Below are 20,954 nucleotides of genomic sequence, written 5' to 3' on the forward strand. Positions count from 1 at the left end.
ACAGCAAAAACCGCTCGGTATGAACCGGGCGGTCTGGGCAGTTTGATCTGGGAAGTTGGGGTGGACTTTACGCCGCGGCGATGTCCGCCAGGGCCTTTTCATCCTTGAGGGTGATCTTGCCGTACCCGGCGCTGATCACGCCCTCGCGGCTGAGTTCGCCGACGACCTTGGTGACGGTTTCGCGTACGCTGCCGACGGCGGCGGCCAGTTCGTCGTGGGTGGCGTAGATCATCGTCTCGCCGCTGTCGAGCTGGGTCGCCAGGGCGGTGTCCTTCAGCTCCAGCAGCTCACCGGCGATGCGGGCGCGCAATCTCTTGCCCACCAGGCGGTAGATGCTCTCGTAGGCACGTTCCAGCGTCTTGACGAGGTGGGTGGTCACCACCAGGTTGTCCTCGGCGGTCATCAGGGCGGGGTTGATCACGTCGACCGTGGAGTCGGTCACGGCTTCCGCGAAGTAGGCGCGGTTCACGCCCGCCAGGGCTTCCTCGCCGAAGTATTCGCCGGGCTTCACGTAGCGGAGGGTCAGGCCGTTGCCGTCGTCGTCCATCGTATGCACGCGCACCAGGCCGGAGGCGACGCGGTAGAGCATGTCGCTCTTGCCCGGGTACAGGATCACGGCGCCGGGACGGTAGGTGACGGTGTCGACAAAGGTCTTGGTCAGGGAGGAGTTGGTCTGCGTCATTGTGGTCGCCTCCTGGGCGTTGGTTTCGAGGGGTCGGGGAACATCCCCGCACAGGTCACAGTGTAACCCAGAACTGCTATTTTGTAAACACTTTTGTTTCTTTAAACAGCATTTAGCTTACGAAGCTCGACGGTGGGCAGGAGGTGTGAAATTGGCTCTATGTCGAACAAAATCGGGAGGAGGAGCCCGGATATGATCTCACTCCGCCCTCATTGTTCCGCGTCCCCAGAAGAGCGGCAGGGTTTGAAGTAAAGGCGGGAGAACGTCCGGCAAAACGAAGTGCCCGACCACGGGGGCCGGGCACGTTTGAGGGCTGCGCGGCTTACAGCGCGTCCTCACGGCGAATCGGGAAGGCGCTGATCACGCGGTCTTTTTCGCTGATGTTGATCACCTTCACGCCCTGCGCGTTGCGGCCCGTCACGCGGACCTCCTCGACGCGGGTGCGGATCACGGTGCCCTTCTCGGTCAGGACCATCAGTTCCTCGTTCCCGGCCACGTGGGTCAGGGCCACCAGCTTGCCGGTCTTGTCGGTCACGTCCAGGGTGATCACACCCAGGCCGCCGCGTCCCTTGCTGGGATAGTCATTGACGGGCGTCCGCTTGCCCAGTCCGTACTCGCTGACCGCCAGCAGTTCGCTGCCCTCCTCGCCGCCGGGTACCAGGGCCATGCTGACCACCTCGTCGCCCTCGCGCAGGCGGATGCCGATCACGCCCTGGGTGGCGCGGCCCGTGTCGCGCACCTCGGTCGCCGCGAAGCGCATCGCCTGGCCCTCGCGGGTCGCCAGCACCAGGTCGTCACCGTCGCGCTGGATGTCCACGCCGATCAGCTCGTCGCCGGGCTGGAGGTTGATAGCGATCAGGCCCGCCGAGGTGATGTTGCCGTACTCGGTGATCAGCGTCTTCTTGACCATGCCGCGCTTGGTGGCGAAGACGAAGCTGCCCGGCTCACCGAAGCCCTTCACGCTCAGCACCGAGGCGATGTTTTCTTCCTCGCGCAGCCCCGGGATCAGGTTGCGGATGTGGGTGCCCTTCGCGTCGCGGCCCGCTTCCGGCAGGTCGTAGATCTTCTCGTGGAAGACGCGGCCCTCGTCGGTGAAGAACAGCAGGTAATCGTGCGTGGAGCCGACAAAGACGCTGGTATTGATGTCCTCGTCGCGCAGCTTGCCCCCCGACGCGCCGCGCCCACCCCGGCCCTGCGCCCGGTAGGCGTCCAGTTTGGTGCGCTTGAGGTACCCGGCCCGGGTCATGGTGATGACCATGTCCTCGACGGCGATCAGGTCTTCCTTGGAGATGTCGTCTTCCAGGTCGGTGATCGTGCTGCGCCGCTCGTCGCCGTAGCGGTCGCGGACATCGCGGATTTCCTTCTTGATCTCGCGCCACAGCAACCGGTCGTCGCCCAGGATAGCCTTCAAGCGGGCAATGGTCTTCTGAAGCTCGTCGTATTCGCCCAGCAGCTTCTCGCGCTCCAGGCCGACCAGCCGTTGCAGGCGCATGTCCAGAATCGCCTGGGCCTGAATCTCGGTCAGGCCGAAGCGGGCCATCAGCACATCTCTTGCCTCGGCGCCCGTGTTGCTGCCACGAATCAGCGAGATCACCTCGTCGATGTGGTCGAGCGCCTTGATCAGCCCTTCCAGCACGTGGGCGCGTTCCTCGGCCTTCTTCAGGTCGTACTGGGTGCGCCGGGTCACCACGTCGCGGCGGTGGTCGAGGAAGGCGCGCATCGTGTCGATCAGCGGCAGCACGCGCGGCTCGCCGTTCACGATGCTGAGGTTGATCACCGTGAAGGTGCTTTGCAGTTGCGTGTACTTGTAGAGCTGGTTCAGCACCAGCGTGGGAATCGCGCCGCGCTTCAGCTCGATCACGATGCGGACCGGTTCCTTGCGGTCGGACTCGTCACGCAGGGCGCTGATGTCGGGAATCTTCCCGGCCTTGTACATCGCGCTGATCGTCTGGATCAGGTTGGTCTTGTTGACCTGATACGGAATCTCGGAGATCACGATCTGCGTGCGCCCGTTCTTCTCGTCGATGCGGGCCTTGCCGCGCACCTTCAGGCCCGAGTGCCCGGTCGCGTAGGCCTCGCGGATGCCCTGGCGGGAGATGCGCCCCCCGGTCGGGAAGTCCGGCCCCAGCACGTGCGTCATCATCTCGTCGAGGCCGATCTCGGGTTTATCGATCAGGGCCAGCAGACCGTTGCTGATCTCGGTCAGGTTGTGCGGCGGAATGTTGGTCGCCATGCCCACCGCGATGCCCGCCGCGCCGTTGACGAGGAGGTTGGGCACCGCCGACGGCAGCACCGAGGGTTCCTCGGTCGTCTCGTCGTAGTTGGGCTTGAGGAGGACCGTCTCCTTTTCGAGATCGGCCAGCACCTCCTCCGCGATCTTGGTCATGCGCGCTTCGGTGTAGCGCATCGCGGCGGGCGGGTCGCCGTCGATGGAGCCGAAGTTGCCCTGAGGGTCCACCAGCGTGTAGCGCATGTTCCACCACTGGCCCAGGCGCACCATCGCGTCGTAGATCGAGGCGTCGCCGTGCGGGTGGTACTTCTTCATCACCTCGCCCACCACGGCCGCCGACTTGGCGTGCTTCTGGTTGGCCGCGAGGCCTTCGAGCAGCATCGCGTACATGATCCGGCGCTGCACGGGCTTGAGGCCGTCGCGCACGTCGGGCAGCGCGCGGTCCACGATCACGTTCATCGCGTAGTTGATGAAGTTGGTCTTGACTTCGCTGGTGATGTCAACGGGATGGATTCCAGTCATGAGGCTCCAGTCAGTGGGCGTCAGCCGGAGGAAAACCTGCTGACGACGGGGGGAAAAGAGGCCCGGCACCCTCGCCGGGGATGGAATGAGTATAGCACATTATGCTATTGACGTAATGACTTCCCACTCCTTCAACTGCCGACATTCTACCGCAGCGGGACGCGAAAAACAGGCAGCGGCGGGGGTGGTTGCTTCGCCTTCCAACCCTCAACATGCGCGGATGCCTGCCGCCCCCGACGGTGCCCTCAACTTCCGCCGCCCGCTGCCCGGCCTCTGGCGCAGTGGCAGCCTCAGCCGCCTGAGCGAGCGGGGGAGGGCAGAACTGCTGGCCGCTGGTGTCAGCCGCATTCTGGACTTACGTAACCGCGCCGAATGCACCGTTGCCCCGCCGCCCTTCCTGGGACGCGCCGAATACCTGAACCTTCCCCTGCTGCCGTACCGGAACCGCGCCCTGAACACGGCGACGGCGGAGGCGCGGACGAACGCAGATCATTACCGCTCCGAACTCGACCACGCGGCGAACCAGATCGTCGCCATTCTCGGGGCAGTTCTGGACGCACCGCCCGGCCCGGTCCTGATCCACTGTCACGCCGGGAAAGACCGCACCGGCCTGGTCGTGGCCCTGTGCCTGGAACTGGCGGGCGTGCCGCGCGGGGAGATTGCCGCCGATTACGCGGCGAGCGGGCCGGAGTTGCAGGCGTTCTATGCCGCGGCCAGAGCCAGGAAAACCCCGGAAGCCTGGGCGAAGGTGGACCCCTTCGTCGCTTCCCGCCCGGAAGACATCCTGGCGGCCCTGGCGCATCTGGACGCGAGTTGGGGCGGCCTGGGACCGTACCTCGCCGCGCACGACTTCAGCGAGGCGGAACAGGCCCGGTTGTGTGACCGGCTGCTGAACCTTCCCCCCTTGTGAGAATTTTGCGTTACTTCGTCCCCTATCATCGCGGCTGATGCTGCCTCATCTCACACAACTGGTGGCGGACGTGGACGGCGCGTGGGCCGCCGCGATTGGCGGGCTGGACGGCCTGCTGGTCGAGGGCCACGCGGCCGCCACCACCGATCTGAACCTTCTCGTCGCCGAACATGCGGGGCTGCTGCGGGCCGCGCATGCCGCTTACGGCGACACGCTGGGGGGCGGGGCCACGCGCGAGCTGTACCTGCGTGGCGAGCGCCTCAGCGTGTACCTGCACCCGATCACGCCCGAATTCTTTCTGCTGCTGGCCCTGGACGCCCGCAGCAACCTGGGCCAGGCCCGGCTGTATGGCCGCGAAGCCGCCCGCAGACTGGAGAGCTTCCTGTGAGACTTGGTCCCCTGCGCGCCGTGCCCGGTGTGGTGGCCGCTGCCCTGGTCGGTCTGGACGGCCTGCCCCTCGAAGTCATCGGTGAGGGTGGCGACGCCCTGGCCGCCGAACTCGCTTCTCTGCGGGTGGGGCTCGACCGCATAGGCCGCCGTCTGGGCGCCGGGAACGTCACCCGCGTGGCCTTTACCAGCGAGCGCGTCGAGGTGGTCGCCGTCACCAGCGGCGATTTTGTCCTCGGGGTGGCCCTTATGCGGGGCCAGGACACCCGGCTGGCCCAGCAGCTCCTCGCCCGCCTCGCGCTCGACCTCACCGAGCTGCCCAGGGCGGAGCCCGTATGATTCAGCAGCTTCTGGAGGTGCGCGGCATCCGGCACGTCGCCCTGATCGACCCGGCGGGCGGCATCGTGACCAGCGCGGGCGGCGGCGCCGACATCAGCGTGGTCCAGGCGGGCCGCGCCGTGATCGGGAGTCTGCGGGCCGCGCTCGGGCAGGGCGAGTGGCAGGACCTGCTGCTGGACCTGGAGGGCGGCCCCATCCTGCTGACGCCGCACGGTGATCAGGTCTTGCTGACCGCCTTCGACGAGGTGGCGAGCCTGGGGCGTATCCGGTTCGCGGTGCGGCGGCTGCTGGGGTAGGGCTTGTGGCGTGTGGCTTGTCGCTTGTGGATCAGCAAGAGCTTCGACCCCCACGAGCCACGAGCTACAAGCCGTCCTCGTCCAGTTCCCCGAACCCCGGCAACCCGTCGAACAGGCCGCGCAGCGGATACCGTTCGATGGCCGTGCGCGTGCCGCCGATGCTGAAGTTCTCGGTGACCAGTAAACGGGTTTCCATCGCCGCGCGTTCTTCCGGCGTCATGCGGCCCAGCAGGCTCTGCTCGCCCGTCTGCGTGCCGTGGGCCAGCAGGGCCGCCTTCTTGTTCTGGGCATAGGCGGCGACGTTCATGCGGACGGCGACGGTACTCTCCGAGACGCCGTACACCAGAGGGTCGAGGTTCTGACCCATCCGCGCGAGGCCCTGCGCCGCCTCGTGCGTGAGGGCCGTGTAGTACAGCCGCCTTGGTCCGCCGTCCGGCAGATTCCCGGTGCTGAAAAAGGCGGCGGTGGCGGCCCGGTGAATCTGGACGTGATCCACGTGCCCGTAGGCGCCGTGTGGGTCGAAGGTCACCATCACCTGCGGCTGCACGTCCGCGATCAGCGCGCGGAGTTTCAGTTCCACGTCCAGCGGGCTGACGTTCATCAGGGCCAGGGGGTCATCGTAGCGGGTGCGCTCGTAGCGGCCCGAGTCGTGGTAGTCCAGAAAGACCGGTTCGGGAATCTCCAGCGCGCGGCAGGCGGCCCGCAATTCCTGCTCGCGCTGCTGGCCCAGGTCGTCCACCGTCATGCCGGGGACGGTGATCTTGCCCGCCTCGCCGCGTGTGGCACAGGCCAGCACCACCCGCACACCTCGGCGGGCGTAATGGGTGAGGGTGCCGCCGACACTGAACGCCTCGTCGTCGGGATGCGCGAACACGGCCAGAAGGGTCGCCTGGGGCAAAGCGGTCATGGGCGGCAGTGTACGCCGGGAACGTCCGTGCTTCGGCAGACGTAACGTCAGCATGAAAGGGATGCTCCACGCCCTCTGGACCCTGCTCACGCAGTTCTTCCTCGCGCTGATCGGCCAGCCGGTGCCGGGCCAGAGCCGCTCGGAACGGGCGCGGAATCTGCGGCAGACGCAGCGGGCACAGGCGGAAACGGAGCCAGCAGGCGCCCGCGGTGCGCTCCGGGCCGTGCTGCGTGAAGGCTTCTACGCCCTGATCGGTCAGCCCGCGCCGGAGGCCCGCTCCGCCTCCTCCAGACGCAAGCCGCGCTGGTAGAAGTCCCAGAGTTCGGCGGTCCAGCCCTCGTAGATGCGGCGGCGGTTGGCGAGGTCGGCGGCCTCCAGCGCCTCGCCCAGCGCCCGGTAGAAGCGGCTGCCCTGCTCACGCATCGCCCGCGCTGTCCAGTACGGCTCGGAGTGCAGGAGCGTCTGCAATCGGTCCTCGGTCATGCCTGCATGATGCGTCAGGGCCACGGGGCCGGGGCAGCTCCCGGACGCGGCCTCCCTGCTGGTGCTCCTGGCCCTCTGGGATGATCTGCGCCCTGTGCCGGACGTGCGCTAGCCTGAGCGGGATGACCGTCCTCCCCGCGCCCGCCGTGGGCCGCTTCGCCCCCAGTCCGACCGGGGCGATGCATCTGGGCAATGCCCGGACGGCGCTGCTGGCGTGGCTGCATTCGCGGGCGCTCGGCGGCCAGCACCTCCTGCGCTTCGAGGACCTGGACACCGGCCGGGTGCGCCCCTGGGCCTACGACACCACCCGGCGCGATCTGGAATGGCTGGGCCTGGACTGGGACACCGAATATCGCCAGTCGGAGCGGCTGGACGTGTACGCGGACGCCCTGGCGCGGCTCACGGCGGCGGGGGAGACGTACCCCTGCACCTGTACCCGCCGCGAGATTCAGCAGGCCATTCTGGACAGCGCGGGGGCACCGCACGGCCACGAACCCGTCTACCCCGGCACCTGCCGTGTTCATGCCGCCGACCCGGGCCGCCCCGCCGCGATCCGCTGGCGTGTGCCCGACGAGACGGTGTGCGTGACGGACGCCCTGACCCATGAGACGCTCTGCCAGAACCTCCCCGGTGAGGTGGGCGACTTCGTGCTGCGGCGCAACGACGGGGTGTTCGCGTACCACTTCGCCGTTGTGGTGGACGACGCTTTGATGGGCGTGACGGACGTGCTGCGCGGTGCGGACCTCTGGCCCGCCACCCCCCGGCAGGTCGCCTTGCAACGGGCGTTGAGCTATCCCACCCCCCGCTATCTGCACGTGCCCCTGCTGACCGATTACCGGGGCGAACGCCTCGCCAAGCGGGGAGGGGCGCCCCCCGTGCAGGCGTTGCGCGAGGGAGGAGAGGACGCGAGCCGGGTGGTGTCGGCCCTGGCCCGTTCGCTGGGCTGGGAGGTGCCGGAGAGGGTCACCGCCGCCGAACTGCTCCCGTTCTGGCGGGCGCGGCTGGCCGAGGCGGGATTCTTCATCAACTCACAAACTTAGACCGGTTGTCTAAGTTTCCCTAACAGCCGTTAGGGTGAACGCTCTACTCTGAAAAATATGTCCCTGACTCTCCCCACCTACCCGCAGCCGGACGCGCGCGGGCGGTACGGACGCTTTGGCGGGCGCTACGTTCCCGAGACGCTCATTCCGGCGCTGGATGAACTGGAGCGGGCGTACCGCGCCGCGAAAAAAGACCCGGCCTTCCTGAACGAGCTGGGCCGCCTCCTCCATGACTATGTGGGGCGTCCGAGTCCCCTCTACCTCGCGCAGCGCCTCACGGACTACGCGGGCGGCGCGAAGATTTACCTCAAGCGCGAGGACTTCAACCACACCGGCGCGCACAAGATCAACAACTGTCTGGCGCAGGCCCTGCTCGCTCAACGCATGGGCAAACGCCGGGTGATCGCGGAGACAGGCGCCGGGCAGCACGGGGTCGCCAGCGCCACCGCCGCCGCGCTGCTCGGCCTGGAATGCATCGTGTACATGGGCGCCGAGGACATCCGGCGCCAGGCGATGAACGTCTTCCGCATGAAGCTGCTGGGCGCCGAGGTGCGCGAGGTGACCTCCGGTACCAGCACCCTCAAGGACGCCACCAACGAGGCCATCCGCGACTGGGTCACCAACGTGCGCGACACCTTCTACATCCTGGGCAGCGTGGTGGGACCGCACCCCTACCCCGCGATGGTCCGCGACTTCCAGAGCGTGATCGGGGAGGAGGTCAAGGTGCAGCTTCAGGCCGCCGAGGGCCGCGCGGTGCCGGATGCCATCGTCGCCTGCGTGGGCGGCGGCAGCAACGCCATCGGGATTTTCGCGCCCTATGCCTACCTGCCCGAGGGAGAACGTCCCCGCTTGATCGGCACCGAGGCCGCCGGGGAGGGTGTGGAGAGCGGCAGGCACGCGGCCAGCATGGCGGGCGGGCGCGTCGGCGTGCTGCACGGCGCGATGATGTACCTGCTGAACGACGCCGAAGGCCAGATCGAGGCCGCGCACTCCATCAGCGCGGGCCTGGATTACCCCGGCATCGGCCCCGAACACTGCCACTACAGCGAGACGGGCGTGGCCGAGTACGTGCCGGTGACCGACGCGCAGGCGCTGGAGGGCTTGCAGCTCCTCACCCGCCTGGAAGGCATCATTCCCGCCCTGGAGAGTGCCCACGCCATCTATTACGCGGTGCAACTCGCCCGCGACCTGGGGCCGGACCAGGTGATCGTGGTGAACCTGTCGGGGCGCGGCGACAAGGACGTGGCCGAGGTGATGCGTCTGCTGGACCTGGAGACGAAGCGTGAGGAGGTGCGGGCATGACCGCCACCACGACGAGAGGGGCCGCGCGTATCCACGCCGCCTTCGACCGCGCGAAGGCGGAGGGCCGCGCCGCCTTCATGCCCTTCATCACCGCCGGATATCCGGGTGCCGCCGAGTTCCCCGCCCTGGCCGACACGCTGCTGGCGCGGGCCGATCTGCTGGAGGTCGGCATTCCCTACAGTGACCCCCTGGGCGACGGTCCCACCATCCAGCGGGCCAGCGAACAGGCGCTGGCGGGCGGCACCAGCACGCGGCGCACGCTGGACCTGGTGAAGGCCCTGCGCCAGCGGCACGACACGCCCATCGTGATCATGACCTACGTGAACCCGATCTATGCCGTCGGCCCCCGCGAATTCATGCGGCTGGCGGCGGAAGCGGGCGTGGACGGGCTGATCCTCCCCGACCTGCCGCCCGACCAGGACATCGAGATCGCGGACCTGGCCGCCGAGTACGGCCTGGCGGTCACGTTCCTGATCGCGCCGACCAGCACACCCGAGCGGGTGAAGCTGGTGGCGGAGGCCTGCACGGGCTTCCTCTACGCGGTCAGCGTCACGGGTGTCACCGGAGCGCGCGAGGGTTCGGCGCTGGGCGAGGTCCCCGCCATGCTCGCGCTGGCCCGCCAGTACGCCCATGTGCCCATCGCCGTCGGCTTCGGCGTGAAGGACCGGCAGACCGCCCATCAGGTCGCGCAGGTCGCGGATGGGGTGGTCGTCGGGAGCGCCTTTATCAACGCCGTGCGTGACGGGCAAGACGTGGCCGCGCTCGCCGCCGAGATCGCGGCGGGGTGCCGGAAAAGTGTCTGAAGGTCAAATCGTCTAACGGTCTGACCGCCCAGGGTTCCGGGCGGTCAGACTTTTGGACGGCAGACGGTTTGCCACCTCCTGCCGCTTTCCGCAGGAGGCTTACTGGTTCATCGCCTCCATGTTGATGCCGCGGGCGAGGCCGGTCAGCTTCTGGTCGGTGGACTTTTCCTCGTCCTCGGTGGTGCGCAGGAGGTCCACGTCCTGCTGGCGGCCCAGGATTTCGGCATAGGTCCGCAGGGTGCCGTAGGCCGAGATCTCGTAGTGCTCGGCGCGCTGGGCGGCGGCGATCAGGGCGGCGTCACGCACGGCGGGCGTGGCCTTTTCCTTGATCGTCTCCTGGCCCTCGGCGACGATGCCCTGCATGGCCTTGCAGGTCTTGCCGCCGGGCTGCTGGCCCAGATCCTGGAAAATCTGTTGCAGACGCTGGGTGTGCTCCTGGGTCTGTTGCAGATGCATCTGGAAGGCCTGGCTGAGCTGGGGGTCGCTGGCGGCCTGGGCCATCTGCTGGAGAGCCTGGGTGAGCTGCTGCTCCGCCGAGTACACGTCCTGGAGCTGCTCCACGTAGAGGTCTTGCAGGTCGGTCATCTTCATGCTCATGCCGCCGCTGCTCTGCCCGCTGCTCTGTCCACTGCCACTTTGCGTCATCTTCAGCCTCCCTTGCTCTGACCCGCCCTGTCTGACCGGGTTCTGATCCCAGTCTTCCCGCCCGGACGGTCAGCGGGATGGGCAGGCTGTGAATTTCGCTTCATTCGCGTCTGGGGCCTTCCTTCACGCGGGCCGGAGGTCAGCCGCCCGTCTCCTTCGCGGCCAGCGGCACAGGTCGTACGCGCGTCACCGCCTGCATCACCAGCCAGGCCCCCAGGGTCAGCAGCCCGCACAGCAGGAACACCGCCCGGTAGCCGAACAGTTGCGCGCACGCGCCCGACACGATCCCCGCGAGCATCGCGCCGATGTTGGTGGTATTGGCAAAGAGGGTGGTGGCGGCGGCCAGGCGCCCCGGCATCAGCTCCTGAAAGTAGGCCATGCCGAGGCCCGCCATCACCGCGATCACCGCCGCCCGCACGCCCTGCGCCGCGATCAGGAGCGCCGTCCCCTGCGAGAAGTACACCAGCGCGAAATGCACCACGAACAGGGCCAGCGCGTACTTCACCAGCCGCTCGGTGGCCGGGAGGCGCCGCGCGACCACGAAGGCCAGCATGACCGGAATCTCCAGCAGGGCGCAGAGGCCCACCAGAAAGCCGACCTGGCCGTCCGTGCCGTGCAGCACTTTGGTGATCAGCAGCGGGAACATCGTCATGCCCATGCTCATGCTCATGCCGTACAGGACGAAGGCCAGCGCGACCGGGACCAGCGGGCGCCGGGCAGCCCCTCCTCCCGCCTGAGCGCGCGGCGGGGTGGGCAGGGGACCGGCAGGCGCGGGCGGCACCCGCCAGGCCAGCAGCCCGGCCAGCGCGAAACATGCCGCCGCCAGCAGAAAGAGGCCCCGGAAGTCCAGCCCCGCCAGCGCCCACGCCCCCACCCCCGGCCCCACCACCCAGGCGAGCGAGAACACCGAGCGCAGCAGCGTGACCGCCCGGTCGGGGAGGTTGCCCCCCGCGCCCGCGAACTGCGCCCGCGCGAACGAGAACAGTTGCGGAAAGGCCGCCGCCCCGGTGCCCAGCAGCACGGCCCCGATCACCAGCAGCGCCGGGTACACTCGGACCACGCTCAGCAGCCCGTACCCCAGCGCCGCCGCCCCCAGCGTGAACAGCACCAGCGGCTTGCGGTCCGTGAGACGGTCCGACCATCGGGCCAGCCGCGTGCTGATCAGGACGCTGCTCACGGCGTTGACCGTCAGAAAAATGCCCAGTTGCAGCGGCGTCATGTGAACCCGGTTCACGCCGAAGAGCGCCATGAAGGGACTCGCCAGCGAGAGGGCAAACCCCAGCAGCAGCACCGCCAGCGCCAGCCGGGCCGCGTGCGGCAGCCGCCAGACCGCCGCGAGGCCGCTGGAAGGGGCGAGGGATTCGGTCATGGCCGTTACCCTAGAGTATTCGCGGCGGGTCAAGGCGGGTCTAACCGTCTAAAAGTCTAACCGCTGAAGGCGCCGCTTCATGGCAGCACTTGAGCCGTTAGACGGTTAGACCGTTCGGCCGTTAGACCTTTATCCTGCCGGGCATGGCCTGGACCCAGTATCTCCGTATCGGCGACGCCGACGTGTATTCCCTCACCGATGGACAGTTCCGTCTGGACGGCGGCGCCATGTACGGCAGCGTTCCCAAAGTCCTGTGGGAGCGGGGCGCCCCCGCCGACGACCTGGGCCGCATCCGCCTCCGCATCAATCCCCTGTTGATCCGGCTGGGCGGAAAGAATGTGCTCGTGGAGACGGGCTTCTGGGACCAGGGTGGCGAGAAGTTCGAGGGCATGTACGCTGTGGACCGCGACGAGACGGTCTTTCGCGGCCTCTCCGACCTGGGCCTCGCGCCGGACGACATCGACCTCGTCGTGAATACCCACCTGCACTTCGACCACGCCGGGCGCAACGTGACCCTGACCGGCGAACCGACCTTCCCGAACGCCCGCTACGTGGTGCAGAAGCAGGAACTCCACGACGCGCAGAACACCCATGAACGCAGCCGCGCCAGCTACATTCCTGGCTACATTGACCCCATTCTGGACGCGGGCCTCTTCGACGTGGTGGAGGGCGAACACGAGCTGCTGCCCGGCCTGAGCGTGCTGCCGTTGCCCGGGCACAACCTCGGCCAGCAGGGGGTGGTGCTGCGCTCGGGCGGCCAGACGTTGGTGTATGCGGCCGATCTGCTGCCCACCCTGGCCCACGCGCCCTACCCCTACATCATGGGCTATGACCTTTACCCCGTGACCACGCTGGAAACCCGCAAGAGGTACTTCCCGCAGTGGTTCGAGGAGGGGGCGGTGATCGCCACGCCGCACGATCCCGATGTGGCCTTCGCGCGGCTGGAGGCGGGGAAGAAGGGGGGGTTTACGGCGGTGGCCCTGCCCTGATTTGTAGGCAAAAGACCGCCCGCCTTCCCGGAGGAGGCGGGCAGTCTTTGTGGACAGAATCAGGCGGCGCCCAGGAGTTACCGGTTGAGGCTGCTGTAGGAAGTCCGCGCGGTGCTGTCGGCCCAGATCGTCCAGAGGCCGCCGGGCAGATTCAGGGCCGTGCGGTTTGAGCTGCCATATCCCAGGTCGATGGTGCGCTCCACCTGCCCAATCTGGGGGTTGAAGGCTTTGATCTGCCCGCCACTGCCGCTCCAGAGCAGACCCTGCTCATCGAAGCCAAAGGTTTCGGGCAGGTCGTTGGAACCGGCGTAGAAATTGAACAGGGTCGTGGTGCCGTCGCTGTTGACGCGGGCGACCCGTGTGCTGAAGTCCGAGCTGCGCCCATACACCCAGGGCGTCCCTCCGGCATCCACGGCGAGAGCGGTGATCATATTCAGGCCGGGCAGCGGCCGGGCCGAGGTCGTGCCGCTGGCCGTGTCGATCTGCAACAGCCGGGCGTTGCTGCTGTCGTACAGGAACAGGGCCGTGCCGTCGGCGTTGCGGACCAGCGGGGCAGAGCCCGAGTTGGACGTGAAGCCCTGACGGACCACCGCCTCGACCTTGCCGCTGCCCGCGTCCAGCCGCATCAGGCTGTAATCCGCGCTGCTGGTCTGATAGCCCACGAACCACAGGCGGTTCTGGTTGTCGGCGGCGATCTGGGGCGAACTGCCCAGGTTCACGTCCCAGCTCTGCAACTGACCGCCCGCGTAGCGGAAGGCCTTTTCACCGCTGGTCTGCAAGCCCCAGACATCGCCATTGGGGGCTGTGACCAGACGCCACGAGTTGAAGGAGCCGCTCACCGGCAGAGCCACCTCGTCCACCACCTTCGTACCGTCGAAGCGCGCGAGCCTGGCCCCGGCGCCGGACTGGTCATACGGCTGGCTGGTGAACCAGAAGCCGCCCCCCCTGGCCGCCGTGGTGGTCACGACGTTGACCTGGCCCAGCGAGAGGCGTTTCGGGCGGAGCGTCAGGGTCGTCGTGCCTCTGGCGGCCAGGTTCGTGCCCTGCACGTTCAGGGTGATCTCGCGGGAAGGCAGGGTGCCCAGGTTCTCCGCGCCAGTCAGGGTCAGCGTGGCCGAGGCGGCCCCACCGCGCGGTACGGTCACGTTCACCGGCGTGGCGGTGACCCCCGCAGGCAGGTCAGCCGCACTCACCGTCACCGCCCCCTCGAAGCCGTACTGGCTTTCCAGCGTGACGGGCAGGCTGACCGTTTCACCGCCGTAGACCGTGGCCGCCGGGGCGCTCACGCGGAGGGCAGGCGCAGCGACCTTGACATTCAGCGTGGCGACCGTTTCCTTTCCGGCGGCGTGGGTCGCCTGCACGGGCAGGGCATACGTGCCGGGGGCTGTGCCACGCGGGACGGTGATCTTGAAGGGCACGCTCTCGCCGTTACTCCCCAGCGTGACCGGTCCCCCCTCCCCGGAGATGCCGGTTACGGGATCGCTCATGCTCAGGCGCACCTCGCCCGTCAGGCCCCCTTCCGGCGTGACGATGGCGGTCAGAGAGGCCGTGTCCCCGGCCCCCAGGGTGATGCCGGAGGTGCTGTAGTAACCGTCCCTGAGTTCGGTCCGCACGCCGGGCGCGTTGACGCTCAGGTAGGTGGTGGCCTCGACGCGGTCCTGGCCGTACGTGAAGCGTAGCCGGAGCAGATGCGGACTCTTGTAGGCCGTGTTGGTTCGCGGTGTATCCGCCGAGGTCTGGATGGTGATGGCCGCCGAACCGACGGTCTGCGGGGCGATCAGGGAAGATGGCGACACTGCCGACCCCCGTCCACCCTGATGCGTCGGGGAGGAGGCTGCCTTCAGGGTCTGGGGGAGGCGCCGTGGCAGGCTGCTGGCGCGTTGCGACGAGCCACCACCATTCACGGGGAGACTGCTGGTCGTCAGGCTGACGCCGGGGGGAGGGTCAAGGAGTTCCACCTGCACAGTTCCGGTCGTGCCGTCGGGCACGGTAATCGCCGTGTCCAGCGTGCCGCTCTCGCCCCGGTTGACTGTGAGCGAATTGCTGTTCAGTTGCACGTTGAACCGTTGCTGGGTCTGAAGGGAAGTGAAGGCCTGGGTGACCGTCCCCCCCGCGAACATGCGGAACATCTGCGCCGTGATCTCCCCGGCGCTCACCTTCGTGACGGTCCGCTGAACGATGTTCCAGCCCGCCTTGAGGTCCAGGTCGAAGCTGCTGGTCACGTCGCCGCAGGAGAACTCCCCCGTGACGCGCGACGCGGCCGAAGCATAGAAGCGCAGCAGGTCACTCCGGCCGCTGCCGTCGGCCGCGCCGCCGTCCACGATTTCCTCACCGAAGCCCACCAGATTCCCCGCGATCCCGACCGGGTACAGATCGGTGTACACGAATTGGGCGCTGGAGGGGACGACGGTGGGCTGAGCAAGACAGCTCGTGTCCGAGGGGTCCGTCAGAGTGAACAGGGCCTCGGGGGGCAGAGTGGTAGGCAGCGAGAGACTGAAGCTGCCGTTCGCGCTGACTTTCCCCTGCGCCAGGCTGTCTTCCAGAAAGGGGGCATAGGCGTAGATGTCCCCCGCGCCCAGCCGGTAAGGCGAAAGAATCCCCTCGACCACGCTGGCCTTGAGAGGGGGAGCCGCCACCCGGTACGTCAGCGTCACCGTCTTGTCCGCGTCCAGCGTGACAGTTTGCATGTTAGGGGCCGTGAAGCCATTTACCGTGCCCCCCTCGACCTTGAACACGTCTCCGGCCTTGAGGCTGCTGAAGGTCTTCCCGCTTTCGAGCGTGCCGCTGAAGACCTGGGTGTTCGTGGTGGTGTTCGTGACCGTGACGGGCGCGCTGGTCACGCCCTCCAGCTTGACGGTCAGGGTGTGGGTGGTGGAAGGCGTGATGTCGCCCCCACTACAGGCGGAGAGGAGCGCGGTGAGGCCGAGCATGGCACTGAGGGAGAGACGTTTCTTCATGTCCGCTCAGGATTTTAATGGGCTTTTTTTCCGGCGGGGACGAATTTGCGTGTCGCCACTCCTTCATGAAGAGTCCGTCAGATTAAGGCCCTATGGGAAGTTGCAAAGTGCCTCTGTCCGCCTGCCCGTCTACACGTCTCCCCAATCTTCCCCCACCCGCGCGTTACACTTCCTCCTGATGTTCACCCGTCCACCAGCCGGAAAGAACGCCCACGGGGCGCTTCTTCTTCGTTGGGGGCGGTGAGCGCAGCCCAGCGTTCGCTGATCCGCCCCCGGAGCCACTTGAGCTTCGGGGGCGTTTTGCGTAGAGGGACGCGCATCTGAGAGGAGTTGTGCCTGTATGGGAATGACGATTGCGGAAAAGATTCTGGCGGCCCACAGCGGCCATGACCACGTGGTGCCCGGCCAACTGATCGAGTGCGCGACCGACTGGGTGCTGTGCCACGAGATCACCACCCCCGCCGCCCTGCGGATGCTGGAAGAGCGCGGCATGGACCGCGTGTTCGATCCTGAAAAGATCGTGGCCGTCCCCGATCACTCCGTCCCCGCCATGAACATCAAGGCCGCCAAGATGTACCAGAAGCTCAAGTCCTGGGTGCAGGAAAAGGGCATCCGCCACTTCTACGACGTGGGGCGCGGCGGCATCGCCCACGTGGTGCTGGAAAACACCGGCCTGATCAAGCCGGGGCAGACGCTCGTCAGCGGCGACTCGCATACCTGCAACGCGGGCGCGCTGGGTTGCTTCGCCACCGGCGTCGGCAGCACCGACCTCGCCGGGGCGATCTACGCGGGCAAGGTGTGGTTCAAGGTGCCCGAAACCATGCTGATCCGCGTCACGGGGGAGATGCAGCCCGGCGTGACGCCCAAAGACCTCGTGCTGGAAGTCATCAAGCGCATCGGCGCGGACGGCGCGAACTATCTGGTGATGGAGTGGGTCGGGGACACCATCGACCGCATGGACATGGAAGGCCGCTTCACGCTGACCAACATGGCGATTGAGGCGGGCGGCAAGACGGGCATCGTGGCCGTGGACAACACCACCCGCGCCTATCTGGCCGAGCGCGGCGTCACCCCCGACCAGTACACCGAATACACCTCCGACCCGGACGCGAGTTACAAGGTCGTCATCGACCTCGACGCCTCGAAGGTGGAGCCGACCGTCGCCTACCCCCATATTCCCAGCAACGGGCGGGTGGCGGGGAGTGACCGGATCGCCGTCACGCACGCTTACGTCGGAAGCTGCACGAATGGGCGCATCGGTGACCTGCGCGACGTGGCGCGCATCCTGAAGGGGCGCCGGGTTGCGGACGGCGTGCAGATGATCGTGGTGCCCGCGACCCAGGCGATCTGGAAGCAGGCGGCGCAGGAAGGCCTGCTGGAAATCTTCGTGGACGCGGGCGCGAGCGTGAGCTATCCCAGTTGCGGCGCGTGCCTGGGGATGCACTCGGGCGTGCTGGGGCCGGACGACGTGTGCATCAGCTCCAGCAACCGCAACTTCGTGGGCCGCATGGGCGACCCCACCGCGCAGATTTACCTCGCCAGCCCCGCGACGGTGGCCGCGAGTGCCGTCGCCGGGTACATCAGCGACCCGCGCGAGTACAACGCGGAGGGCGGGGAAGCGGCGGATTGAGGAGGGACGTGGACCGTGGGGAAAAGCCCTTTCCACGATCCACGATCCATCCTCCACGTTCTAAGCTGACACCTATGGGAGAAGCCAAACGCCGCAAACAACTCGGGCTGATGCCCACCGTCCACCCCTTCGAGGCCGAACTGGACGCGGAAGGCAACGTGACCCTGACCAGCGGGCCGGGGGACGCGGCGCTGCGTGAGCGCCTGCTGGCGGCACTGCGGGAGACGCAACCCACCGGGGACGCCTGGGCGCGCAGCTACCGCCGCCAGTACATCATGGTGGGGCTGCCCGACAAACTGATCCGCACCCGTGAGGACCTGGAGGCCATCCCGGTGCCCCCGCTGCGGCGGTTGACCGGCGAACTGGTATTCAACCTCGACCCCAAGACGTTGCATGGCAACCCGCTCCGCACGATTCAGGAGTACCTGCCGCTGGAGGACGGGGCGTTCCTGCACGTGCGCCGGGAGGAGACGTCTGGGGACGGGCGACACTGGGAAAGCCTGCCGGAAGACGAGAATCCGCTCGCGGGTATGCAGTACCTGATGCAGCACCCCCTCAGCCGCGAGCAGGGCGCCCTGGTCGCTGGCTACGACGCGACCCAGTGGCGCGAGGGCCGCATCGACTTCGAGCCGGACCCGCCCGCCGAGCATCTGGAGCGACTCGAAACCCTGGTGCGCGAGTGGCACGGCGAGACGCCGGAAGAGTGGGCCGAGACGCACTTCGAGTCTCTTGAGCTGCCCGAAGAGGAGGAGGACGAGTCGCTGATTCCCACCGCCCGCCGCGTGCGCCTGGAACTGCGCGAGCCGGTGCCCCTCTCCTCCTTCCTCAACACGGCCTACACGTCCCTGGGTGAACACGACGTCCACATCCCCCTGGACCACCGCTTCTACACCCTGGACGGCGAAACCTGGCACTCCTACGAGGACCCTGACGCCGAGCTGGAGGACGAGAGCGGCGCGCTGGGCGAGTTCATCGCGGACATGCTAGACGTGGACACCGTGGAAGTGACGGTCTGGGCCGATGGCCGCGTGGAATGGGAGGAAGGGGACATCCCCGAAGACCAGGCCGAACGGGTGCGCGCCGACCTGCTGCGGGCCACCGGAGCGGGGAACCCGGATTTCTGGGCCGGGTTTACCGAGCAGGTGCTGCGCGACATGTTCACGCCCGACACGCCCGCCCTGGAGGACGTGGACGATCTACCCGTGCCCCAAGCGATCCGCATCGATATCCCGGTGGACGCCCTGACCGACCCCGACCCCCTCGCGCAGGCCTTTATCGAGTCGGAGGTCACCTTCGACGGGGAGAACTGGCGCGACCTCTACGACGACCTGCCCGAAGAACTCGCGCTGCGGTTGCCGCAGAACTGAACCCCTCTTTTCATAAGGAGTTTCCATGCCCACCGTTCACGTTTTCGCCCGTGCCCACATCAACACCGACGAGATCATTCCCGCCCGCCACCTGACGACCGATGTCGAGTCCGAACTGGCCAAGTACGCGATGGAGGACTACGACAAGAACTTCGTGCGCCGCGTGAAGCCGGGGGACATCATCGTGGCGGGGGCGGATTTCGGCTGTGGGTCCAGCCGCGAACACGCGGTCTGGGCGCTGCGCGGCGCGGGCGTGGCCGCCGTGATCGCGCCCAATTTCGCCCGCATCTTCTACCGCAACGCCATCAACAACGGCTTCCTGGCGCTGGAATGCGAGGACGTGGTGGAGACGTTCATGGACGGCGATCCGGCGGAGCTGGATTTGACGGGCGGGACCATCACCAATGCCCGCACCGGGCAGACACTGACTTTCGTGCCCGTGCCGCAGTTCGCGCTGGACGTGCAGAAAGCCGGAGGCTGGCTGGAATACATGCGCGAACAGGACCAGAAGCAGCCCCAACAGGAGGAACAGCATGCCTAAAGTCGTCACCCTGCCCGGCGACGGGATCGGCCCCGAAGTCACCGCCGCCGCTGTGGAAGTGCTGCGCGAGGTCGCCCCGGACCTGAAATTCGAGGAACAGGCTATCGGTGGGGCGGCCTACGAGCAGTACGGCGACCCGTTCCCGCAGGTCACGCGCGATGCCCTGAAGGGCGCGGACGCCGTGCTGCTGGGCACTGTCGGCGGCCCGCAGAACAGCCCCTGGAACAGCCTCCCGCGCCACCTGCGTCCAGAAAGCGGCCTGCTCGCGCTCCGTAAGGCGCTGGGGTGCTACGCCAACCTGCGGCCCGTGCGGGTGCAGCCGGGCCTGGAACACCTCTCGCCGCTCAAGCCCGAACTGGCGCGCGGCGTGGACATCCTGATCGTGCGCGAACTGCTGGGCGGCATCTACTTCGACGGCGACCGCCAGATCGAGGGCGATACCGCCTACAACACCATGCGCTACACCACCCCCGAGGTCGAGCGCGTGGCGAAGGTCGCCTTCTGGGCCGCCGAGCAGCGCCGGGGCCGCGTAACCAGCGTGGACAAGGCGAACGTGCTGGAAGTGTCCGAGTTGTGGCGCCGCGACGTGCAGGCCCTGCGCGACCGCGAGTACCGCAACGTCCACCTCAACCACGAGTACGTGGACTCCGTCGCCATGCTGATCGTCGCCAACCCCAGCCGCTACGACGTGATCGTCACCGAGAACCTCTTCGGCGACATCCTCTCCGACCTGGCCGCCGTGATTCCCGGTTCCCTGGGGCTGATGCCGAGCGCCAGCCTGGGCGACGGCCCCGGCCTCTTCGAACCCATCCACGGCAGCGCCCCCGACATCGCCGGGCAGGGCATCGCCAACCCCGCCGCCGCCATCATGAGCGCGGCCATGTTGCTGCGGCACGGCCTGGACCGCCCGGTGGCCGCCAATCAGGTCGAGCGCGCGGTCGCCCTGGCCCTGCGCGCCCATCCCACCCGTGACCTGGGCGGCAAGGCCGACACGCGGACCTTTACCCATGCGGTGCTGGACGCGGTGGCGAGTCCGAGCGTGGGGTGAGAGGGGTCAGGCATTAGGAGATAGGAGTTAGGGCAGAGGGTGAGGGGTGCCTCTGCCTTTTCTCTTGGTCCCCTTGGATTGAATCAGGTTTTGAAAGAGAAGGAGAGGCACACTGAACGTATGAAGTTCATGTGTGAATGCGGCAGCGTCATCGTGGATCAGACGGACGGCTTGCCCTACAGAGCGTACCTGCTGCCGGATCAGGACGCCTTCGCGTTCTTGGATAGATTGCGGACGCTGCTGGATGGATTGGTCAGCCCGGACGAGGGCCGGAAAGGAAAGGCGACAGTTCAGGCTATGCCCCTGCGAAATAAGTTGCAGAGGGAAGTGAACCGCTTGTGGGCCGAGTCGTTTCGTGATGTGTATCAGTGTCCCGAGTGTGGACGACTGCATGTCGAGAGCCTGGACAGGCAGCGTCTCGCCTCGTTTCTGCCCGAGGACGAGGACACCCCGAAGACGCTCCTTCAGTCGGCGGCCTCACCCGAATAACCCAGCCCCCGTGCTAGA

General features: G+C 67.4%; 21 protein-coding genes. 14 read left to right on the forward strand and 7 right to left on the reverse strand.

Going from position 1 to position 20,954, the window contains the following annotated elements:
• Positions 1-67: 67 nt before the first annotated feature.
• Both E5F05_RS12730 and gyrA read right to left on the reverse strand, forming a co-directional pair.
• Positions 68-682 carry a helix-turn-helix domain-containing protein gene (locus E5F05_RS12730; protein WP_011530152.1) on the reverse strand — a complete coding sequence of 205 codons (615 nt, stop codon included), beginning with the start codon at positions 680-682 and terminating at the stop codon, positions 68-70.
• A 322-nt stretch (positions 683-1,004) separates the two neighbouring features.
• On the reverse strand, positions 1,005-3,434 hold the full coding sequence (gene gyrA, locus E5F05_RS12735; protein ID WP_129118995.1) for a DNA gyrase subunit A: 2,430 nt from the start codon (positions 3,432-3,434) through the stop codon (positions 1,005-1,007).
• A gap of 220 nt (positions 3,435-3,654) precedes the next feature.
• Between gyrA and E5F05_RS12740 the strand changes: the two genes are divergently transcribed.
• From E5F05_RS12740 to E5F05_RS12755, 4 genes are read left to right on the forward strand one after another with little or no spacing between them, the layout of a single operon-like run.
• Positions 3,655-4,344 carry a tyrosine-protein phosphatase gene (locus E5F05_RS12740; protein ID WP_129118996.1) on the forward strand — a complete coding sequence of 230 codons (690 nt, stop codon included), beginning with the start codon at positions 3,655-3,657 and terminating at the stop codon, positions 4,342-4,344.
• 37 nt (positions 4,345-4,381) lie between these two features.
• Complete coding sequence (locus tag E5F05_RS12745; protein ID WP_129118997.1) at positions 4,382-4,732, forward strand: roadblock/LC7 domain-containing protein; 351 nt, start codon at positions 4,382-4,384, stop codon at positions 4,730-4,732.
• A complete protein-coding gene (locus E5F05_RS12750; RefSeq protein ID WP_129118998.1) occupies positions 4,729-5,070 on the forward strand; it encodes a roadblock/LC7 domain-containing protein in 342 nt (113 codons plus the stop codon). The genes E5F05_RS12745 and E5F05_RS12750 overlap by 4 nt, the downstream gene beginning before the upstream one ends.
• The gene (locus E5F05_RS12755) at positions 5,067-5,366 is read left to right on the forward strand and encodes a roadblock/LC7 domain-containing protein (RefSeq protein WP_129118999.1); all 300 of its coding nucleotides are present in this window, start codon (positions 5,067-5,069) and stop codon (positions 5,364-5,366) included. Before E5F05_RS12750 ends, E5F05_RS12755 begins: the two co-directional genes overlap by 4 nt.
• A gap of 64 nt (positions 5,367-5,430) precedes the next feature.
• Here the strand turns inward: E5F05_RS12755 and E5F05_RS12760 are convergent, their stop codons facing one another.
• Positions 5,431-6,273 (reverse strand): PIG-L deacetylase family protein, encoded by an 843-nt coding sequence (locus E5F05_RS12760; RefSeq protein ID WP_129119000.1) that lies wholly within the window; start codon positions 6,271-6,273, stop codon positions 5,431-5,433.
• A 61-nt stretch (positions 6,274-6,334) separates the two neighbouring features.
• Between E5F05_RS12760 and E5F05_RS12765 the strand changes: the two genes are divergently transcribed.
• Positions 6,335-6,583, forward strand: a complete 249-nt coding sequence (locus E5F05_RS12765; RefSeq protein ID WP_129119001.1) for a hypothetical protein — start codon at positions 6,335-6,337, stop codon at positions 6,581-6,583.
• Here E5F05_RS12765 and E5F05_RS12770 read toward each other — a convergent pair.
• The gene (locus E5F05_RS12770; protein ID WP_129119002.1) at positions 6,529-6,756 is read right to left on the reverse strand and encodes a hypothetical protein; all 228 of its coding nucleotides are present in this window, start codon (positions 6,754-6,756) and stop codon (positions 6,529-6,531) included. The genes E5F05_RS12765 and E5F05_RS12770 overlap by 55 nt on opposite strands.
• A 122-nt stretch (positions 6,757-6,878) precedes the next feature.
• Between E5F05_RS12770 and gluQRS the strand changes: the two genes are divergently transcribed.
• The 3 genes from gluQRS to trpA are packed head-to-tail and all read left to right on the forward strand — an operon-like array spanning position 6,879 to position 9,901.
• Positions 6,879-7,796: a tRNA glutamyl-Q(34) synthetase GluQRS gene (gene gluQRS / locus E5F05_RS12775; protein WP_129119003.1), complete on the forward strand. Its 918-nt coding sequence runs from the start codon at positions 6,879-6,881 to the stop codon at positions 7,794-7,796.
• 57 nt (positions 7,797-7,853) lie between these two features.
• Entirely contained in the window at positions 7,854-9,098 is a 1,245-nt protein-coding gene (gene trpB / locus E5F05_RS12780; RefSeq protein ID WP_129119004.1) for a tryptophan synthase subunit beta, read from the forward strand.
• On the forward strand, positions 9,095-9,901 hold the full coding sequence (gene trpA, locus E5F05_RS12785; protein ID WP_129119005.1) for a tryptophan synthase subunit alpha: 807 nt from the start codon (positions 9,095-9,097) through the stop codon (positions 9,899-9,901). Before trpB ends, trpA begins: the two co-directional genes overlap by 4 nt.
• 99 nt (positions 9,902-10,000) lie before the next feature.
• Here the strand turns inward: trpA and E5F05_RS12790 are convergent, their stop codons facing one another.
• Both E5F05_RS12790 and E5F05_RS12795 read right to left on the reverse strand, forming a co-directional pair.
• On the reverse strand, positions 10,001-10,546 hold the full coding sequence (locus E5F05_RS12790; protein ID WP_129119006.1) for a YciE/YciF ferroxidase family protein: 546 nt from the start codon (positions 10,544-10,546) through the stop codon (positions 10,001-10,003).
• A 139-nt stretch (positions 10,547-10,685) separates the two neighbouring features.
• Complete coding sequence (locus E5F05_RS12795) at positions 10,686-11,915, reverse strand: sugar efflux transporter (protein ID WP_129119007.1); 1,230 nt, start codon at positions 11,913-11,915, stop codon at positions 10,686-10,688.
• Between the two features lie 143 nt (positions 11,916-12,058).
• On the opposite strand from E5F05_RS12795, the gene E5F05_RS12800 reads away from it, so the two are divergent.
• Complete coding sequence (locus E5F05_RS12800) at positions 12,059-12,904, forward strand: MBL fold metallo-hydrolase (protein WP_164973466.1); 846 nt, start codon at positions 12,059-12,061, stop codon at positions 12,902-12,904.
• 77 nt (positions 12,905-12,981) lie between these two features.
• Here E5F05_RS12800 and E5F05_RS12805 read toward each other — a convergent pair whose 3' ends face one another.
• Positions 12,982-15,861 carry a hypothetical protein gene (locus E5F05_RS12805; protein ID WP_129119008.1) on the reverse strand — a complete coding sequence of 960 codons (2,880 nt, stop codon included), beginning with the start codon at positions 15,859-15,861 and terminating at the stop codon, positions 12,982-12,984.
• 340 nt (positions 15,862-16,201) lie between these two features.
• Here E5F05_RS12805 and E5F05_RS12810 point away from each other — a divergent pair, with 340 nt between their 5' ends.
• The 5 genes from E5F05_RS12810 to E5F05_RS12830 all read left to right on the forward strand — a co-directional run bounded on the left by E5F05_RS12810 (position 16,202) and on the right by E5F05_RS12830 (position 20,936).
• A complete protein-coding gene (locus tag E5F05_RS12810) occupies positions 16,202-17,491 on the forward strand; it encodes a 3-isopropylmalate dehydratase large subunit (RefSeq protein WP_129119009.1) in 1,290 nt (429 codons plus the stop codon).
• 74 nt (positions 17,492-17,565) lie between these two features.
• Positions 17,566-18,858, forward strand: coding sequence for a hypothetical protein (locus E5F05_RS12815; protein ID WP_129119010.1), 1,293 nt, complete (start codon positions 17,566-17,568; stop codon positions 18,856-18,858).
• Between the two features lie 25 nt (positions 18,859-18,883).
• Complete coding sequence (locus tag E5F05_RS12820; RefSeq protein WP_129119011.1) at positions 18,884-19,399, forward strand: 3-isopropylmalate dehydratase small subunit; 516 nt, start codon at positions 18,884-18,886, stop codon at positions 19,397-19,399.
• Positions 19,392-20,447 carry a 3-isopropylmalate dehydrogenase gene (leuB, locus tag E5F05_RS12825; RefSeq protein WP_129119012.1) on the forward strand — a complete coding sequence of 352 codons (1,056 nt, stop codon included), beginning with the start codon at positions 19,392-19,394 and terminating at the stop codon, positions 20,445-20,447. Before E5F05_RS12820 ends, leuB begins: the two co-directional genes overlap by 8 nt.
• 120 nt (positions 20,448-20,567) lie before the next feature.
• Positions 20,568-20,936, forward strand: coding sequence for a hypothetical protein (locus tag E5F05_RS12830; protein WP_129119013.1), 369 nt, complete (start codon positions 20,568-20,570; stop codon positions 20,934-20,936).
• The last annotated feature ends 18 nt before the right edge of the window (positions 20,937-20,954 follow it).

Source organism: Deinococcus metallilatus, from assembly GCF_004758605.1.
In the GTDB taxonomy this organism is placed as follows: domain Bacteria; phylum Deinococcota; class Deinococci; order Deinococcales; family Deinococcaceae; genus Deinococcus; species Deinococcus metallilatus.

Excerpts from the sequence above, each read along its gene's own strand:
- E5F05_RS12730 (WP_011530152.1), bottom strand. The coding sequence starts at position 682 with ATGACGCAGACCAACTCCTCCCTGACCAAGACCTTTGTCGACACCGTC.
- gyrA (WP_129118995.1), bottom strand. The coding sequence starts at position 3,434 with ATGACTGGAATCCATCCCGTTGACATCACCAGCGAAGTCAAGACCAAC.
- E5F05_RS12740 (WP_129118996.1), top strand. The coding sequence starts at position 3,655 with ATGCCTGCCGCCCCCGACGGTGCCCTCAACTTCCGCCGCCCGCTGCCC.
- E5F05_RS12745 (WP_129118997.1), top strand. The coding sequence starts at position 4,382 with ATGCTGCCTCATCTCACACAACTGGTGGCGGACGTGGACGGCGCGTGG.
- E5F05_RS12755 (WP_129118999.1), top strand. The coding sequence starts at position 5,067 with ATGATTCAGCAGCTTCTGGAGGTGCGCGGCATCCGGCACGTCGCCCTG.
- E5F05_RS12760 (WP_129119000.1), bottom strand. The coding sequence starts at position 6,273 with ATGACCGCTTTGCCCCAGGCGACCCTTCTGGCCGTGTTCGCGCATCCC.
- E5F05_RS12765 (WP_129119001.1), top strand. The coding sequence starts at position 6,335 with ATGCTCCACGCCCTCTGGACCCTGCTCACGCAGTTCTTCCTCGCGCTG.
- E5F05_RS12770 (WP_129119002.1), bottom strand. The coding sequence starts at position 6,756 with ATGACCGAGGACCGATTGCAGACGCTCCTGCACTCCGAGCCGTACTGG.
- gluQRS (WP_129119003.1), top strand. The coding sequence starts at position 6,879 with ATGACCGTCCTCCCCGCGCCCGCCGTGGGCCGCTTCGCCCCCAGTCCG.
- trpB (WP_129119004.1), top strand. The coding sequence starts at position 7,854 with ATGTCCCTGACTCTCCCCACCTACCCGCAGCCGGACGCGCGCGGGCGG.
- trpA (WP_129119005.1), top strand. The coding sequence starts at position 9,095 with ATGACCGCCACCACGACGAGAGGGGCCGCGCGTATCCACGCCGCCTTC.
- E5F05_RS12790 (WP_129119006.1), bottom strand. The coding sequence starts at position 10,546 with ATGACGCAAAGTGGCAGTGGACAGAGCAGCGGGCAGAGCAGCGGCGGC.
- E5F05_RS12795 (WP_129119007.1), bottom strand. The coding sequence starts at position 11,915 with ATGACCGAATCCCTCGCCCCTTCCAGCGGCCTCGCGGCGGTCTGGCGG.
- E5F05_RS12800 (WP_164973466.1), top strand. The coding sequence starts at position 12,059 with ATGGCCTGGACCCAGTATCTCCGTATCGGCGACGCCGACGTGTATTCC.
- E5F05_RS12805 (WP_129119008.1), bottom strand. The coding sequence starts at position 15,861 with ATGAAGAAACGTCTCTCCCTCAGTGCCATGCTCGGCCTCACCGCGCTC.
- E5F05_RS12810 (WP_129119009.1), top strand. The coding sequence starts at position 16,202 with ATGGGAATGACGATTGCGGAAAAGATTCTGGCGGCCCACAGCGGCCAT.
- E5F05_RS12815 (WP_129119010.1), top strand. The coding sequence starts at position 17,566 with ATGGGAGAAGCCAAACGCCGCAAACAACTCGGGCTGATGCCCACCGTC.
- E5F05_RS12820 (WP_129119011.1), top strand. The coding sequence starts at position 18,884 with ATGCCCACCGTTCACGTTTTCGCCCGTGCCCACATCAACACCGACGAG.
- leuB (WP_129119012.1), top strand. The coding sequence starts at position 19,392 with ATGCCTAAAGTCGTCACCCTGCCCGGCGACGGGATCGGCCCCGAAGTC.
- E5F05_RS12830 (WP_129119013.1), top strand. The coding sequence starts at position 20,568 with ATGAAGTTCATGTGTGAATGCGGCAGCGTCATCGTGGATCAGACGGAC.